Raw genomic sequence first — 15,601 nt, 5'->3', positions numbered from 1 at the left:
GGGAGCGATGACGACCACCACCCCCCGCCCCGCACCTCGCCGGCCGGCGGAGCCCGCGCCACCCACCAGCTCGTTGCTCGGGCAGTGGAACAGCGCGGTCACCAGCTACTACGTCCTCATCGGCGCGACGGCGCTGCTGCTCGTCATCGGCCTGGTGATGGTGCTGTCCAGCTCGAGCGTGGAGTCGCTCGACGACGGGGACTCGCCCTACGCCGTGTTCTTCGACCAGGCGAAGTACGCGCTCATCGGCCTGCCCCTGCTGTTCGGGCTGTCCCGGGCGCCCGTCCGGTTCTTCCAGGCGATCGCCTGGCCCGCGCTGGCGTTCGGGATCGTCTTCCAGCTGATGGTCTTCACGCCTCTGGGGTGCGGCGAGGGCGGCAACAAGAACTGGGTCTGCCTGCCGGGCTTCTCCGCGCAGCCCTCGGAGACCATCAAGCTCGCGCTGGCCATCTGGCTGGGCGCCGTGCTCGCCCGCAAGCTGCCGCTGCTGCGCGAGTGGAAGCACGCGATGATCCCCGCGGTGCCGGTGGCGGGCATCGCGATCCTCGTCGTCCTCGCCGGGCACGACCTCGGGACCGCCCTCGTGCTCATCCTGCTGGTCGCGGGCGCGCTGTTCGTGGCCGGTGTGCCGATGCGGATGTTCGGCCTGGCCGCACTGCTCGCCGGCGGTCTGACGTTCCTGCTCACCGTCAGCAGCACCAACCGCAAGGACCGGATCCTGTCCTGGCTCTCGGACGAGTGCGACGCGGCGTCGTCGTGCTACCAGACCCTGCACGGCGGGTGGGGGCTGGCCAGCGGCGGCTGGGGCGGGCTCGGCCTCGGGGAGAGCCGCGAGAAGTGGTCCTACCTGCCGGCCGCCCACAACGACTTCATCTTCGCGATCCTCGGCGAGGAGCTCGGACTGATCGGCACCCTGCTCGTCCTCGGCCTGTTCGGCCTCCTCGCGTTCGCGATGATCCGCGTGATCCGCCGGCACACCGACCCCTTCGTCCAGATCACCACCGGCGCGATCCTGTGCTGGATCATCGGCCAGGCGCTGGTCAACGTCGCCGTCGTCATCGGGCTGGCCCCCGTGATCGGCATCCCGCTCCCGCTGGTCTCGGCGGGGGGGTCGGCACTGATCATGACGATGGCCGCGCTCGGGGTGCTCATCTCGTTCGCGCGCTCGGAGCCGGGCGCGGCGGAGGCCCTCGCCGCCCGGCCCGGCGTGGTCCGTCGGTCGCTCGCCGTGATCGGGCGGTCCCGTGGCTGAGAGCACGACTGCGCCGTCCGTGCTGCTGGCCGGCGGCGGCACCGCCGGGCACGTCAACCCGCTGCTGGCCGTCGCCGATGAGCTCCTGCGGCGCCACCCGAACGCCCGCCTGACGGTGCTCGGCACCGCGGAGGGCCTGGAGTCCCGGCTGGTCCCGGAGCACGGGCTGCCGCTGGCCGTCGTCCCGCGCGTGCCTCTGCCGCGCCGGCCCACCCTCGACTGGTTCCGCCTGCCGGTGCGGTTGCGGGACGCGGTCCGCGCTGCGGGGACGGCGATCGACGAGTCCGGGGCACAGGTGGTGGTGGGGTTCGGCGGCTACGTCGCGACCCCCGCCTACCTCGCGGCCCGCCGCCGGGGGATCCCCGTCGTCATCCACGAGCAGAACGCGCGCCCGGGCCTGGCCAACCGGCTGGGTGCCCGGTGGGCGCGCTCGGTCGCCGTGACGTTCCCCGGCACGGCGCTGCGCGGTGCGCAGGTCACCGGCCTGCCGCTGCGCGCGCCGATCGCCCGGCTCGTCGAGCAGCGCCTCGACGACCGCGCGGGGACGCGCGCCGCAGCCGCCGCCGAGCTCGGTCTCGACCCCACGCTCCCGACGCTCCTGGTGTCCGGTGGCTCGCTGGGCGCCGTGAGCGTCAACACCGCGGTCGCGGGAGCCGCGGCGGACCTGCTGGCGGCGGGCGTGCAGGTGCTGCACCTGACGGGTGCCGGCAAGGCCGACGCCGTGCGCGCCGCGCTCGTCGGGGTGTCCGGGGCCGAGCGGTACCAGGTCCGGGAGTACCTGACGCAGATGCAGCTCGCGCTGGCCGTCGCGGACGTCGTGATCGGGCGCTCCGGCGCCGGCACGGTGTGCGAGCAGGCGGCCCTCGGCATCCCCGCCGTGTACGTCCCGCTGCCCGTCGGCAACGGCGAGCAGCGGCTGAACGCCGCAGCCGTGGTCGCGGCGGGCGGTGGGCTCCTGGTCGACGACGGCGACCTCGACCCGGACTGGATCCGCGCGCACCTGCCGGTCCTGCTGGTCGGCGACGCTGCGGCGGAGACGCGGGAGCGCATGGGCAGGGCGGCCGCCGGTGTCGGTGTCCGGGACGCCGCCGCCCGGGTGGCCAGGCTGGTCGAGAAGGAGCTGCCATGACCGCCGGGCTGCGCCCGACCGATCTCGGTCGGGTCCACCTCGTCGGCGTCGGGGGGGCGGGGATGTCCGCGGTCGCGGCGCTGCTCGCCGCGCGAGGTGTCCCGGTCAGCGGGTCCGACGCGGCCGACGGGCCTGCGCTGCCCGCTCTTCGTCAGGCGGGCGTCGACGTGCACGTCGGTCATGACGCGTCGCTCGTCGACGACGTCGACACCGTCGTGATCTCGTCGGCGGTCCGGGAGTCCAACCCGGAGCTCGCTCGTGCCCGGGAGCGCGGCCTGCGGGTGCTGCACCGTTCGGAGGCGCTCGCCTCGCTCATGGTCGACCGGGACGCGGTCGCGGTGGCGGGCGCGCACGGCAAGACCACGACGTCGGCGATGATCGCGACCGTGCTGCTGCACGCCGGCGCCGACCCGTCCTTCGCGATCGGCGGCACCGTGTTCTCCGCCGACGGACCGCTCGGCGGTGGCCGGGACGGCGCCGGCCCGGCGTTCGTCGCGGAGGCCGACGAGTCCGACGGCTCGTTCCTCGCGTACGCGCCCCTGGTCGCCGTCGTCACGAACGTCGAGCCGGACCACCTCGACCACTACGGGTCCGCCGAGGCGTTCGAGGACGTGTTCGTCCGGTTCACCGAGCGCATCCGGCCCGGTGGCACGCTCGTCGTGTGTGCCGACGACGCAGGGGCTGCACGACTCGTCGACCGGGTCCGCGGCCCGCTCGCGGCGCGCGACGTCACGGTGGTCACCTACGGCGTCGCACCGGGCGCCGACGTCAGGGTGGGCGAGCTGCGCGCCGACGACGGGCGCTGGGCGTTCGAGCTCACTGCCGGAGACGTGACCACCACCGTCCGGCTCGCGTTCCCGGGCGCGCACAACGCCCTGAACGCCGCAGCCGCCTGGGCCACGGCGCGACGCCTCGGGGTGCCCGACGCCGCGGACGGTCTCGCGGCGTTCCGCGGGACCGGGCGGCGCTTCGAGGACCGCGGGACCGTCGGTGGCGTCCGGGTGGTCGACGACTACTCGCACCACCCGACGGAGGTCGCGGCGCTGCTGCGCGGCGCCCGGTCGGTCGTCGGCGACGGCCGCGTCGTCGCACTGTTCCAGCCGCACCTCTACTCGCGCACGCGCACCTTCGCCGTCGAGTTCGGCGCCGCGCTCGACCTCGCCGACGTCGTGGTGGTCACGGACGTGTACGCCGCGCGCGAGGACCCCGACCCCTCGGTCACGGGCGCCCTGCTCGTGGACAACGTCCCCACGCCCGGCAAGGCGTCCTTCGTGCCCGACCGGTTCGACGCCGCTCGGGCCGTCGCCGCCGCGGCACGCCCCGGCGACCTCGTGCTCACGGTCGGGGCCGGCGACGTGACCCTGCTCGCCTCGGTGGTGCTGGACGCGCTCGCCGGCGGGCGACCGGGCGCATGAGCCCGTCCCGCCCGGCCGGTCCGCGCACCCCGGCAGCCGGCCGGCCCGCCGCCCCGCGCCGCGGCGCGCCCCCGTCGTCCCCGACGCCCGCCACGAGGGCGGTGCCCCGCGGGAAGCCCGTCACGTCGCCGACCCCCGCCGTGCCGCAGGACGAGCCTGCGCCCTTCAGCCGCGCCGTCACGACCTACAGCGCGGGCGGGGCGCGCCGGTACTCCGGCCCGGTCGCGCCGCCCGTGGTGTCCACCAGCTCGGTGGCGCGGTTCGCCGAACGGTCGCGCGCCCGTCGCAACCTGGCGCGGCGTCAGCTGCTGCTCGTCTCCGGTTCCACGGTCGTGGTCGGCGCGCTCGGGTGGCTGCTGTTCTTCTCCCCGGTGCTCGCGCTGGACCCGGCGCTGGTGCGCGTCGAGGGTGCGGGGACCGTGGTCGCGGTCGACCAGGTGCTGGACGTCGTCGGCGCGCACGGCGCGACGCCGCTGCCGCGCCTGGACACGGTCCGGCTGCGCGACGACGTGCTGGAGGTGCCCGGTGTCCGGGAGGCGCGGGTGACGCGCGAGTGGCCGCAGGGGCTCGCTGTGGTGCTGGTCGCCCGCGAGCCCGTGGCCGCGGTGCCCGAGCAGCCGAACGCGGCGACCCCGGGGGCGACGCCGGGGCCGGCAGGCTTCGCCCTGCTCGACATGGACGGCGTCCAGGTGGGCCGTGTCGACGCGGCACCCGAGGGGCTGCCCGTGGTCGACGTGCCGGTGGGGGACAAGCGGACGCTCGGTGCGGTGCTGAGCGTGCTCCAGCAGCTGCCCCCGGACCTGCTCGCGCAGGTCGCCGACGTCTCGGCGCGCACGCAGGACACGGTGACGATGACGTTGCGCGACCAGGTGCAGGTGGACTGGGGGAGCGCCAGCGAGACGCCCCTGAAGATCGCGGTGCTCTCCGCGCTCCGGGCCTCCCCGGCGGCCGCCGGCGCGACGGTCATCGACGTGTCCGCGCCCCGGCTGCCCGTCACGAAGTGAAGTTTCGTCGACAAGTCCCGACACGCGCGGCGCGGTCGTTGATCGAGGTCCGGGTGGCACCTAGCGTCACGCACTGACAACGCACCTGACATAACTATAACCCTCAAGTAGAGGGTGAAGGTTTCACCCCGACGCTCGTCCGCCGCCGTGCGGGACGCGGACGGACCCCGTGGCCCCGGCCGCGACCGGCACAGAACGAGAGGCACCCACCGTGGCAGCTCCGCAGAACTACCTGGCGGTCATCAAGGTCGTCGGCATCGGCGGCGGCGGCGTCAACGCCGTGAACCGCATGATCGAGGTCGGCCTCAAGGGTGTCGAGTTCATCGCCGTCAACACCGACGCCCAGGCCCTGCTCATGTCGGACGCGGACGTCAAGCTCGACGTCGGCCGCGAGCTCACCCGGGGTCTCGGCGCCGGCGCCGACCCCGAGGTCGGCAAGAAGGCGGCGGAGGACCACAAGGACGAGATCGAGGACGTCCTGCGGGGCGCCGACATGGTCTTCGTCACCGCGGGCGAGGGTGGCGGCACCGGCACCGGTGGCGCGCCGGTGGTGGCCCGGATCGCCCGTTCGCTCGGCGCCCTGACCATCGGTGTGGTGACGCGGCCGTTCACGTTCGAGGGCCGCCGCCGTTCCGTGCAGGCCGACTCGGGCATCGAGGCGCTGCGCGCCGAGGTCGACACCCTCATCGTCATCCCCAACGACCGGCTGCTGCAGATCTCCGACCGGTCCGTCTCGGTGCTCGACGCGTTCCACTCGGCCGACCAGGTGCTGCTGTCGGGTGTCCAGGGCATCACGGACCTGATCACGACGCCGGGCCTCATCAACCTCGACTTCGCCGACGTGAAGTCGGTCATGCAGGGCGCCGGCTCGGCCCTCATGGGGATCGGCTTCGCGCGTGGCGACGACCGTGCCGTCCAGGCTGCGGAGATGGCGATCTCGTCGCCGCTGCTCGAGGCCAGCATCGACGGTGCCCACGGGGTGCTGCTGTCCATCCAGGGTGGTTCGGACCTCGGACTGTTCGAGATCAACGAGGCGGCGCGCCTGGTCCAGGAGGCCGCGCACCCCGAGGCCAACATCATCTTCGGTGCGGTGATCGACGACGCCCTCGGCGACGAGGTGCGCGTCACCGTGATCGCGGCCGGCTTCGACTCGGGCTCGCCGACCGTCCGCCGCGACGCGCGCGCGCTCGGGCAGATCAGCGGCAGCCCCGCGCGGCAGGTGCCGTCGGTGGCTCCGCGCGTCCCGGCGCCCCGCCCGGTCCTCGACCCCGAGGAGCAGCTGGTCCCCGTCGGCTCGTACACGCAGAACCACGCTGCCCCCACGACGCAGCCCGACGTCCCGGCGTTCCTGTCCACCGAGGCCGAGCCGACGCCCATCACCGGTGCGCTGGAGGTGCCCCGGATCTTCACGGAGGACGCCCCCCGCCGCGACCGTGACCGCGACGAGCTGGACGTGCCCGACTTCCTCAAGTGACCGGACCGCAGCCCGGGACCGACGTCCCGCCCGTCGTCGAGGTCGACCTCGGCGCGGGCGTGCGGGCGGGCTTCAGCACGCGACGAGGCGGTGTCAGCCGGCCGCCGTACGACGCGCTGAACCTCGGCTACGCGGTCGGCGACGACCCGTCGGCCGTGGACCGCAACCGGGCCGGTCTCGAACGGTGGGCCGGCGCGGCCGTGGCGTACGCGACGCAGGTGCACGGTCCCGGGGTCGTGGTCCTGTCGCAGCCGCCCGCACCCGGCACGGTGTCCGTGGGCGAGGCCGACGCGCTGGTGTCCGTCTCGCCCGACGTGGCGGTGGCCGTGCTCGTGGCCGACTGCGTCCCGCTCCTCCTCGCCGACCCCCAGGCGGGGGTCGTGGCCGCCGTGCACGCCGGGCGCCGAGGACTGGTGGCCGGCGTCGTCGAGGCGGCGCTCGCGACGATGGTGGAGCAGGGCGCGTCCGTCGAGCGCCTGCGCGCCGCGATCGGTCCCGCGATCGCGGGACAGTCCTACGAGGTGCCCGCCGCTCTGCAGGACGAGGTCGCCTCCGTCCTCCCGCGAGCACGGGCGACGACGTCGTGGGGCACGCCGGCGCTCGACCTGCCCGCCGGGGTCGCCGCGGTGCTGGACGCGGCGGGCGTCGTGCACGTCACGCACCTGGCGAGGGACACCTGGACCGACCCGGCGCTGTTCTCGTTCCGGCGCTCGCAGCGCACGGGCCGGTTCGCCGGGGTCGTGCGGCCCGCCGCGGCGACCGATCCGAGGTGAAGGGCGAGGTTGTCGGGCGTGTCGCGAGGCGGGCGGAACACGGGCGTTGCTAGCGTGACCGGCAGAGGGAGCCCATCGTCGTCGGCTGGACCGGCACGGGCTCCGGGATGGTCCGGAGAGATCCGGGGAGGGAGCCAACGCGATGGCCGGAGCGCTGCGCAAGACGATGCTGTACCTCGGCCTGGCCGACGACCGGTCGGAGCACGAGGAGTACCTCGAGGAGTTCGACGACCAGGAGGTCGCGGTGCCGCAGGAGTACGAGGCCCAGGTCACGCCGCTGCACCGGCCGACGCGCACGAGCCTGCCCACGCAGGCTGCGCCGCAGGCCGCTCCCGTCGCCGGCGAGCTCCGGCGGATCACCACGATCCACCCGCGCTCCTACAACGACGCCCGCAAGATCGGTGAGGCGTTCCGCGAGGGCACTCCCGTCATCATGAACCTCACGGACATGGACGACGCGGACGCCAAGCGTCTCGTCGACTTCTCCGCGGGCCTGATCTTCGGGCTGCACGGCGCGATCGAGCGTGTGACAAGCAAGGTGTTCCTGCTCTCGCCCGCCCACGTCGAGGTTGCTGGTGAGGCCGCCGGCCCCGTCGCCGAGCCGCCGACGCGCGCGGGCTTCTACAACCAGAGCTGACGCGTGCAACTCGTCGCAGCCCTGCTGTTCTACGTCGTCCTCGCGTTCTTCATCCTGCTGCTCATCCGGCTCGTGCTGGACTGGGTGCAGTTCTTCGCGCGGGACTGGCACCCCTCCGGGATCGCGCTGGTGATCGCCGAGGCGACGTACACGGTGACCGATCCGCCGCTCAAGGCGTTGCGCAGGGTCCTGCCCCCGCTGGCCATCGGATCCATCCGACTGGACCTGGCCTTCCTGGTGCTGGTGCTGGGATGCTCCATCCTGATGAGCATCCTCAGCAGCATCTGATCCGACGCCGCACGCGTCTCTGCACGTGTCGCCGGGACGTGCGCTCGCTGCATTCTCCGCTACCGTGGCCCGAGGCGGTCGGTGGACTGCCGCCGGCCCGACCGAGCACTACCGACTGAGGTGATGACGATGGCTCTGCTGACTGCAGACGAGGTCTTGAACAAGAAGTTCCAGGCCACGAAGTTCCGCGAGGGCTACGACCAGGACGAGGTCGACGACTTCCTGGACGAGGTCGTCAACACGCTGCGCGACCTGCAGGGTGAGAACGACGACCTGAAGACGAAGCTCGCCGCGGCCGAGCGCCGCATCGCCGAGTTGAGCCGTGCAGGCGCCCAGCAGGCCGCGCCGGCCCCGAAGCCGGAGCCCACGCCCGAGCCGGTCCCGGCTCCCGCGCCCGTGATCGCCGCGCCGGTCGCGCAGCAGGCGCCGATCGTCGCGCCGGTGCAGGGTGGGCCGCGCACGAGCGAGCCCGAGTCCGCCACCGGGATGCTCGCCCTGGCCCAGAAGCTGCACGACGACTACGTCCGCAGCGGCCAGGAGGAGTCCGACCGCCTGATCAGCGAGGCGAAGAGCCAGGCCAACCGCATCGTCCGTGAGGCCGAGGAGACGTCGCAGCGCACGCTCGGTCAGCTGGAGCAGGAGCGGTCGCTCCTCGAGCGCAAGATCGACGAGCTGCGGGTGTTCGAGCGTGACTACCGGACCCGCCTCAAGAGCTACCTGGAGAACCTGCTCGGCGACCTCGACAACCGGGGCAACGCGTTGCCGCCGCGCTCGGGCCAGCCGCAGACGGTCGGTGACGGCCAGAACCTCTGACACACGTGTTCCGGCGACCACCCGCCGGGATGCCTGCGTGCATCACCACAGGTCAGGTCGACAGCTGCACACCGCCACGCCGGGTTTCACCCGGCGTGGCGTGTTGTGTCCCGGACTGCGCACGCATACAGTCGCGACACTTCGAGGACAGGGGGGCCCGCTCGTGGCCATCAACGACGCGCTCAGCGCGGTTGACGTCAGCACCGACATCAAGGACTTGACCAAGCTGGTCAAGCAGTTCCCGGTGCGGGACGGCGAGAAGCCGTGGACCGCTCGGGAGGTCAAGGACATCGCCGAGGAGCTCACCAGCGACATCGACCGCCTGACGAGCGAGCTCGCCGCTGCGGACGCCGAGCTGTCCGACCTCCTGCGCAACTCCGGGGACGGGGCAGGCGACGACCAGGCGGACTCCGGTTCGTCGGCGCTCGAGCGGGAGCAGGAGCTCACGCTCGTGAACAACACGCGGGACCTGCTGGCGCAGACGACTCGCGCGCTGGCGCGGATCTCGGCCGGCACGTTCGGCACCTGCGAGTCGTGCGGCAAGGCCATCGGCAAGGCGCGCGTGCAGGCGTTCCCGCGGGCGACCCTCTGCGTGGAGTGCAAGCAGCGCGAGGAGCGTCGCTGACGCGCACGTAGACTCCTGCGGTGCCCACCACCACGGACGACCAGCCTGACGCGCCACCGAGCACCCGTCGGCGTGCCCTGCTGACCACGCTCTTCTCGCTCTCCGCCGTCGTGCTGGTGCTCGACCAGGTGTCGAAGGCGTGGGCGGTCAGCTCGCTCGTGGAGGGTGAGCGCCGGGACCTGGTGGGGAACCTGCTCGGGGTGCAGCTGGTCTTCAACCCCGGTGCGGCGCTGTCCATCGCCACCGGGATGACGTGGGTGCTGACCATCGTCGCGGCCGTGGTGATCGTCGTCATCGTCCGTGCCAGCCGCCGGATCGGGTCCTGGGCGTGGGCGGTCGCGCTGGGGCTGCTGCTGGGCGGCGCGCTCGGCAACCTCGTCGACCGATTGGTCCGGGAGCCCGGGATCGCGCGGGGTCACGTGGTCGACTTCATCGCGTACGCGGACTGGTTCGTCGGCAACGTCGCGGACATCGCGATCGTCTCGGCGGCGGTCATGGTCGTGGTCCTGGCGGCGCTCGGCGTGCACATCGACGGGACCCGTGACGGGCACGGCCAGACCGAGCCGGCCGACGAGGCCGCGGACGACGAGGCCGTGGCCGTGACCGACGAGCCCTCCACGACGGCCACCGAGCAGAATGCCTGACACGCGCGCGATGCCCGTGCCGGACGGGCTGGTCGGCGAGCGGGTCGACGCGGCGCTGGCGCGGCTGCTGGGCCTGTCCCGCACGCGCGCTGCCGAGATCGCCGAGGCCGGAGGCGTGCAGCTCGACGGCAGGGAGCTCGGCAAGTCCGACCGGCTGTCCGCGGGCGGGTGGCTCGAGGTCCAGATCCCGGACGTCGCTCCGGCGGAGAGCATCGAGGTCGTCGCCGAGCCGGTGCCCGGCATGCGGATCGTGTACGACGACGACGACCTGGTGGTCATCGACAAGCCCGTCGGCGTCGCCGCGCACCCGTCGCCCGGCTGGACCGGCCCGACCGTCGTCGGCGCGCTCGTCGCGGTCGGCTACCGGATCTCGACGTCGGGTGCGGCGGAGCGGCAGGGGATCGTGCACCGCCTGGACGCCGGCACGTCCGGGCTGATGGTCGTCGCCAAGTCCGAGCACGCGTACACGGTGCTCAAGCGGGCGTTCAAGGAGCGCACGGTCGAGAAGGTCTACCACGCGCTGGTGCAGGGCCATCCGGAGCCGACGACGGGCACGATCGACGCCCCCATCGGCCGGCACCCCAGCTCGGACTGGAAGTTCGCCGTCGTCGCCGACGGCAAGCCGTCGATCACCCACTACGAGGTGCTCGAGATGCTGCCCGCGGCCTCCCTGGTCGAGGTGCACCTGGAGACGGGGCGCACGCACCAGATCCGCGTGCACTTCGCGGCGACTCGGCACCCCTGCGTCGGGGACCTCACGTACGGCGCCGACCCGAGCCTGGCCGCGCGGGTGGGCCTGACCCGGCAGTGGCTGCACGCCATGCGGCTCGGCTTCCACCACCCGAGCACCGGGGACTGGCTGGAGCTGACCAGCGAGTACCCCGAGGACCTCCTCCGGTCGCTGGCGGTGCTGCAGGACGGGTACGCGTGAGCGTGCGCGTCGTCCGGGTGGAGACGCCCGAGCAGCGTGCCGCGATGACCGCGATCCGGATGGCCGTGTTCGTGCAGGAGCAGAACGTGGCCCCCGAGCGCGAGATGGACGCCCTCGACGACGACCCGTCGACCCTGCACGTCCTCGCGGTCGACGACGACGGCTCGGCACTGGGCACGGCCCGCCTCCTGCCGCCCCACCACGCGGGTGAGCCTGCCCACGTCGGACGGGTCGCGGTCGACCGCGCGGCGCGTGGGCTGGGCGTCGGGGCGCTGCTGATGACCGCCCTCGAGGCGGCGGCGCTCGAGCGGTTCGGCGTCGTCGCGGACGGCGTCAGGGTCGTGTCCGTGGAGCTCAGCGCCCAGGAGCAGGCGCTCGGGTTCTACGCGCGGCTGGGCTACGTCGCGAGCCCCGAGCGCTACCTCGACGAGGGCATCTGGCACCGCGACGCGGTGAAGGTCGTCACGTCTCCCGACACGGTGCGCGACGCGCCGGAGAGTGTCACCGGGGCGACGTAGGATCGCCCGCATGGCATCAGCTGGGGGCTCCGACTTCGTCCACCTCCACGTGCACACCGAGTACTCGATGCTCGACGGCGCGGCGCGCCTGGACGACCTGTTCACCGAGGCCAACCGCCTCGGTCAGACCGCCGTCGCCATCACGGACCACGGCTACCTGTTCGGGGCGTTCGACTTCTGGCAGAAGGCCAAGAACCACGGGATCAAGCCCATCATCGGTGTCGAGGCGTACGTCACGCCGGGCACCAGCCGGTTCGACCAGAACCGCGTGCGCTGGGGCGAGTCACACCAGGCCGCCGACGACGTCTCGGCGCGCGGCGCGTACACGCACATGACGCTCCTGGCGAAGTCCACGAAGGGCATGCACAACCTGTTCCGGATGTCCTCGCTCGCGTCGCTCGAGGGGCAGATGGGCAAGTGGCCCCGGATGGACCGCGAGCTGCTGAGCACCTACAGCGACGGGCTCATCGCGACCACCGGCTGCCCGTCGGGCGAGGTGCAGACGCGCATCCGCCTGGGCCAGTTCGACGAGGCCGTGCGCGCCGCGGGCGAGATGCAGGACCTGTTCGGCAAGGAGAACTACTACGTCGAGCTCATGGACCACGGGCTCGAGATCGAGACGCGGGTCATCAAGGACCTGCGAAGGCTTGCCGAGTCGATCGGCGCCCCCGTCGTCGCGACGAACGACCTGCACTACACGAAGCACGAGGACAGCCACGCGCACGAGGTGCTGCTGTGCGTCCAGTCGGGCTCGACCCTGGCCGATCCCGACCGGTTCAAGTTCGACACCGACCAGTTCTACCTGAAGTCCGCGGAGGAGATGCGGCGCACCTGGGCGGAGATCCCGGAGGCGTGCGACAACACGGTCCTCATCGCGGAGCAGTGCGAGGTGGAGTTCAACACCGACGCCAACTTCATGCCGAACTTCCCCGTCCCGGCGGGGGAGAGCGAGGACTCCTGGTTCATCAAGGAGGTCGAGACCGGCCTGCAGAAGCGGTACCACGGGGCGATCCCGTCCGACGTCCGCACGCAGGCCGAGTACGAGACGGGCGTCATCACGCAGCTCGGGTTCTCGGGCTACTTCCTCGTCGTCGCCGACTTCATCAACTGGGCCAAGGACCAGGGCATCCGCGTCGGACCCGGTCGTGGGTCCGCGGCCGGGTCGATGGCGTCGTACGCGATGGGCATCACCGAGCTGGACCCGCTCGAGCACGGCCTGATCTTCGAGCGGTTCCTCAACCCGGAGCGCGTCTCCTGGCCCGACGTCGACGTGGACTTCGACGAGCGTCGGCGCGGTGAGGTCATCCGGTACGTGACGGACAAGTACGGCGAGGACCGCGTCGCCCAGATCGTCACGTACGGCACCATCAAGGCCAAGCAGGCGCTCAAGGACGCCTCGCGCGTCCTCGGCTTCCCGTTCGCGATGGGGGAGAAGCTCACCAAGGCGATGCCCCCGGCCGTGATGGGCAAGGACATCACGCTCTCGGGCATCTACAACCCGCAGGACCCGCGCTACGCGGAGGCCGACGAGTTCCGCCAGGTCGTGCAGGCCGACCCCGAGGCGCAGCGCGTGCTGGAGACCGCGAAGGGGCTGGAGAACCTCAAGCGGCAGTGGGGCGTGCACGCGGCCGGCGTCATCATGTCGAGCGAGCCGCTGCTGGACATCGTCCCGATCATGCGGCGCCCGCAGGACGGCGCGATCATCACGCAGTTCGACCAGCCGGGGTCCGAGTCCCTGGGCCTGATCAAGATGGACTTCCTCGGCCTGCGCAACCTCACGATCCTCGACGACGCGCTCGAGAACATCGAGATGAACGGCAAGCCGGCCATCAAGATCGAGGAGGTCCCGCTCGACGACCCGGCGACGTACGAGCTCCTCGGTCGCGGCGACACCCTGGGCGTGTTCCAGCTCGACGGCGGTCCCATGCGCTCGCTGCTGCGCCAGATGCGCCCCGACAACTTCGAGGACATCTCGGCCGTCATCGCGCTGTACCGGCCCGGCCCGATGGGGATGAACTCCCACATCAACTACGCGCTGCGCAAGAACGGCCTGCAGAAGGTCGAACCGATCCACCCCGAGCTCGAGGCGCCGCTCGAGGAGGTCGTGAGCATCACCCACGGGCTGATCGTCTACCAGGAGCAGGTGCAGCGCGCCGCGCAGAAGCTCGCCGGCTACACGCTCGGCCAGGCCGACCTGCTGCGGCGCGCGATGGGCAAGAAGAAGAAGGAGGTCCTGGACAAGGAGTTCGTCCCGTTCCAGGCCGGCATGCGCGAGCGCGGCTACTCCGACGCCTCCATCCAGGCGGTGTGGGACGTGCTGGTCCCGTTCGCCGGGTACGCCTTCAACAAGGCCCACTCCGCCGCGTACGGGGTCATCTCCTACTGGACCGCCTACCTCAAGGCCAACTACCCGACCGAGTACATGGCCGGCCTGCTGACCAGCGTGCGCGACGACAAGGACAAGTCGGCGCTGTACCTGGGCGAGTGCCGGCACATGGGCATCACGGTGCTCGCCCCGGACGTGAACTCCTCGTCCGCCAACTTCACGGCCGTCGGCAAGGACATCCGGTTCGGTCTGACCGCCATCCGCAACGTCGGCGCCAACGTGGTCGACGCGATCGTGCGGGCGCGCGAGGAGAAGGGCGCGTTCACGTCCTTCACCGACTTCCTCGACAAGGTCCCGGCCGTCGTCTGCAACAAGCGGACCATCGAGTCGCTCATCAAGGCCGGTGCGTTCGACTCGCTCGGCCACGCGCGGCGCGCGCTGCTGCTGGTGCACGAGCAGGCGGTCGACTCCGTCATCGGCGTGAAGCGCAAGGAGGCCGAGGGGCAGTTCGACCTGTTCGCCGACCTCCTGGGCGGCGACGACGGTGGGCAGGGATTCGCCGTCGTGGTGCCGGACCTGCCGGACTGGGACAAGAAGCAGCGGCTGGCGTTCGAGCGGGAGATGCTCGGCCTGTACGTCTCCGACCACCCGCTGTCGGGGCTCGAGCACGTGCTCGCCGCCGCGGCGGACGTGTCGATCGCGACGCTGCTGCAGGACGAGCAGCGGCCGGACGGGTCGACGGTGGTCATCGCCGGACTCATCACGTCGTTGCAGCGCAAGATGTCGAAGCAGGGCAACCCGTGGGCCGCGGTCACCATCGAGGACATGGAGGCCTCGGTCGAGATCATGTTCTTCGGGGAGACCTACCTGGCGTACTCCACGGCGCTCGCCGAGGACGCGGTCGTCGTGGTCCGCGGGCGGGTCCGGCGGCGCGACGAGACCATGCAGCTGCAGGCCATGGAGGTGTCGCTGCCGGACGTGTCGCAGGCGGCGGACGCGCCGGTCGTCGTCTCGATGGCGGTGTCCCGGTGCACGCCGCCGGTGGTCGAGCGGCTCCGCGAGGTGCTCTCCACGCACCCGGGCGTGACCGAGGTCCACCTGCGGTTGACCAGCCCTGGCCGTGCCACCGTCATGCGGCTCGACCACGGGCTGCGAGTCGAGCGGTCGCCGTCGCTGTTCGGTGACCTGAAGGCGCTGCTCGGCCCTAGCTGCCTGGCGTCCTGACCAGCCACGCGAGCACCTCGGCCGCGTGCCGGTCGGGTGGGAACACGGGGTAGAAGACCTTCTCGACGACGCCGTCGCGCACGACCATCGTGAGGCGGCGCAGCAGCGTGCGGCCGGCGACGTCGAACGTGGGAAGGTCCAGCACGCGCGTGAGTGCGAACGCCTCGTCGCTCAGCATCGGGAACGGCAGGTGCAGACGGTCGACGGCCTCGCGCTGGTAGGCGGTGTCCTGGGTCGACAGGCCGTACACCGCGGACGCACCGGCGGCGAGCAGGTCGGCATGGTGGTCGCGGAACGCGCACGCCTCGGCCGTGCACCCGCGCGCGCCGGGGATGGCGTCCCAGTCCTCGGGCAGGTCAGTGCCGGGCCGGCCGGTGAGCGGGTAGGCGTAGAGGATCGTGCGGCCGGGCGCGAGCCGGTCCAGCGGGACGGTGGAGCCGTCGGTCGCGGGCAGGGCGATCGGGGGGAGCGGCGTGCCCTCGAGGTGGTCGGCCGCGCCGTCGTCGGGCGGCGCGGGCAGGTCGTCGGGAAGCCGGGTGAGATCCACG

The 15,601-nt window shown here is 72.4% G+C and carries 15 protein-coding genes; 14 read left to right on the top strand and 1 reads right to left on the bottom strand.

Annotated features, from left to right (window positions below; all coding sequences use genetic code 11):
* Positions 1 to 7 precede the first annotated feature (7 nt).
* From ftsW to dnaE, 14 genes are all read left to right on the top strand, one after another.
* Positions 8 to 1,252, top strand: a complete 1,245-nt coding sequence (gene ftsW, locus CTE05_RS16120) for a putative lipid II flippase FtsW (protein WP_146847326.1) — start codon at positions 8 to 10, stop codon at positions 1,250 to 1,252.
* Positions 1,245 to 2,381: an undecaprenyldiphospho-muramoylpentapeptide beta-N-acetylglucosaminyltransferase gene (murG, locus tag CTE05_RS16115; protein WP_146847325.1), complete on the top strand. Its 1,137-nt coding sequence runs from the start codon at positions 1,245 to 1,247 to the stop codon at positions 2,379 to 2,381. Before ftsW ends, murG begins: the two co-directional genes overlap by 8 nt.
* Positions 2,378 to 3,796, top strand: a complete 1,419-nt coding sequence (gene murC, locus CTE05_RS16110; RefSeq protein ID WP_146847324.1) for a UDP-N-acetylmuramate--L-alanine ligase — start codon at positions 2,378 to 2,380, stop codon at positions 3,794 to 3,796. Before murG ends, murC begins: the two co-directional genes overlap by 4 nt.
* Positions 3,793 to 4,800, top strand: coding sequence for a cell division protein FtsQ/DivIB (locus CTE05_RS16105; RefSeq protein ID WP_146847323.1), 1,008 nt, complete (start codon positions 3,793 to 3,795; stop codon positions 4,798 to 4,800). Before murC ends, CTE05_RS16105 begins: the two co-directional genes overlap by 4 nt.
* A gap of 211 nt (positions 4,801 to 5,011) precedes the next feature.
* Positions 5,012 to 6,274 (top strand): cell division protein FtsZ, encoded by a 1,263-nt coding sequence (gene ftsZ / locus CTE05_RS16100; protein WP_146847322.1) that lies wholly within the window; start codon positions 5,012 to 5,014, stop codon positions 6,272 to 6,274.
* On the top strand, positions 6,271 to 7,047 hold the full coding sequence (gene pgeF, locus CTE05_RS16095; RefSeq protein ID WP_146847321.1) for a peptidoglycan editing factor PgeF: 777 nt from the start codon (positions 6,271 to 6,273) through the stop codon (positions 7,045 to 7,047). Before ftsZ ends, pgeF begins: the two co-directional genes overlap by 4 nt.
* Before the next feature lie 142 nt (positions 7,048 to 7,189).
* Entirely contained in the window at positions 7,190 to 7,684 is a 495-nt protein-coding gene (locus CTE05_RS16090; protein ID WP_146847320.1) for a cell division protein SepF, read from the top strand.
* A gap of 3 nt (positions 7,685 to 7,687) precedes the next feature.
* Positions 7,688 to 7,972, top strand: coding sequence for a YggT family protein (locus CTE05_RS16085; RefSeq protein ID WP_146847319.1), 285 nt, complete (start codon positions 7,688 to 7,690; stop codon positions 7,970 to 7,972).
* Positions 7,973 to 8,101: 129 nt separating this feature from the next.
* Complete coding sequence (locus tag CTE05_RS16080; protein ID WP_146847318.1) at positions 8,102 to 8,785, top strand: DivIVA domain-containing protein; 684 nt, start codon at positions 8,102 to 8,104, stop codon at positions 8,783 to 8,785.
* A gap of 163 nt (positions 8,786 to 8,948) precedes the next feature.
* Positions 8,949 to 9,410: a TraR/DksA family transcriptional regulator gene (locus CTE05_RS16075; RefSeq protein WP_146847317.1), complete on the top strand. Its 462-nt coding sequence runs from the start codon at positions 8,949 to 8,951 to the stop codon at positions 9,408 to 9,410.
* Between the two features lie 20 nt (positions 9,411 to 9,430).
* Positions 9,431 to 10,054 (top strand): signal peptidase II, encoded by a 624-nt coding sequence (locus CTE05_RS16070; RefSeq protein ID WP_146847316.1) that lies wholly within the window; start codon positions 9,431 to 9,433, stop codon positions 10,052 to 10,054.
* Positions 10,047 to 10,985, top strand: coding sequence for an RluA family pseudouridine synthase (locus CTE05_RS16065; RefSeq protein ID WP_146847315.1), 939 nt, complete (start codon positions 10,047 to 10,049; stop codon positions 10,983 to 10,985). Before CTE05_RS16070 ends, CTE05_RS16065 begins: the two co-directional genes overlap by 8 nt.
* Positions 10,982 to 11,503 (top strand): GNAT family N-acetyltransferase, encoded by a 522-nt coding sequence (locus tag CTE05_RS16060; RefSeq protein WP_246123701.1) that lies wholly within the window; start codon positions 10,982 to 10,984, stop codon positions 11,501 to 11,503. The genes CTE05_RS16065 and CTE05_RS16060 overlap by 4 nt, the downstream gene beginning before the upstream one ends.
* Positions 11,504 to 11,513: 10 nt before the next feature.
* Positions 11,514 to 15,053, top strand: coding sequence for a DNA polymerase III subunit alpha (gene dnaE, locus CTE05_RS16055; protein ID WP_146847314.1), 3,540 nt, complete (start codon positions 11,514 to 11,516; stop codon positions 15,051 to 15,053).
* Here dnaE and CTE05_RS16050 read toward each other — a convergent pair.
* Positions 15,034 to 15,600, bottom strand: coding sequence for a peroxiredoxin (locus tag CTE05_RS16050; protein ID WP_146847313.1), 567 nt, complete (start codon positions 15,598 to 15,600; stop codon positions 15,034 to 15,036). The genes dnaE and CTE05_RS16050 overlap by 20 nt on opposite strands.
* Position 15,601: the final 1 nt, after the last annotated feature.

It is taken from the genome of Cellulomonas terrae (assembly GCF_007990265.1).
Taxonomy (GTDB): Bacteria; Actinomycetota; Actinomycetes; order Actinomycetales; family Cellulomonadaceae; genus Cellulomonas; species Cellulomonas terrae.
Note: the sequence above shows the minus strand (reverse complement) of the source record. Positions and strands in the feature narration are given on the sequence as shown.

Bases quoted from the DNA above. Each gene is read 5' to 3' on its own strand.
- CTE05_RS16080 (WP_146847318.1), top strand. From the start codon at position 8,102: ATGGCTCTGCTGACTGCAGACGAGGTCTTGAACAAGAAGTTCCAGGCC.
- ftsW (WP_146847326.1), top strand. From the start codon at position 8: ATGACGACCACCACCCCCCGCCCCGCACCTCGCCGGCCGGCGGAGCCC.
- dnaE (WP_146847314.1), top strand. From the start codon at position 11,514: ATGGCATCAGCTGGGGGCTCCGACTTCGTCCACCTCCACGTGCACACC.
- CTE05_RS16105 (WP_146847323.1), top strand. From the start codon at position 3,793: ATGAGCCCGTCCCGCCCGGCCGGTCCGCGCACCCCGGCAGCCGGCCGG.
- CTE05_RS16065 (WP_146847315.1), top strand. From the start codon at position 10,047: ATGCCTGACACGCGCGCGATGCCCGTGCCGGACGGGCTGGTCGGCGAG.
- murC (WP_146847324.1), top strand. From the start codon at position 2,378: ATGACCGCCGGGCTGCGCCCGACCGATCTCGGTCGGGTCCACCTCGTC.
- CTE05_RS16090 (WP_146847320.1), top strand. From the start codon at position 7,190: ATGGCCGGAGCGCTGCGCAAGACGATGCTGTACCTCGGCCTGGCCGAC.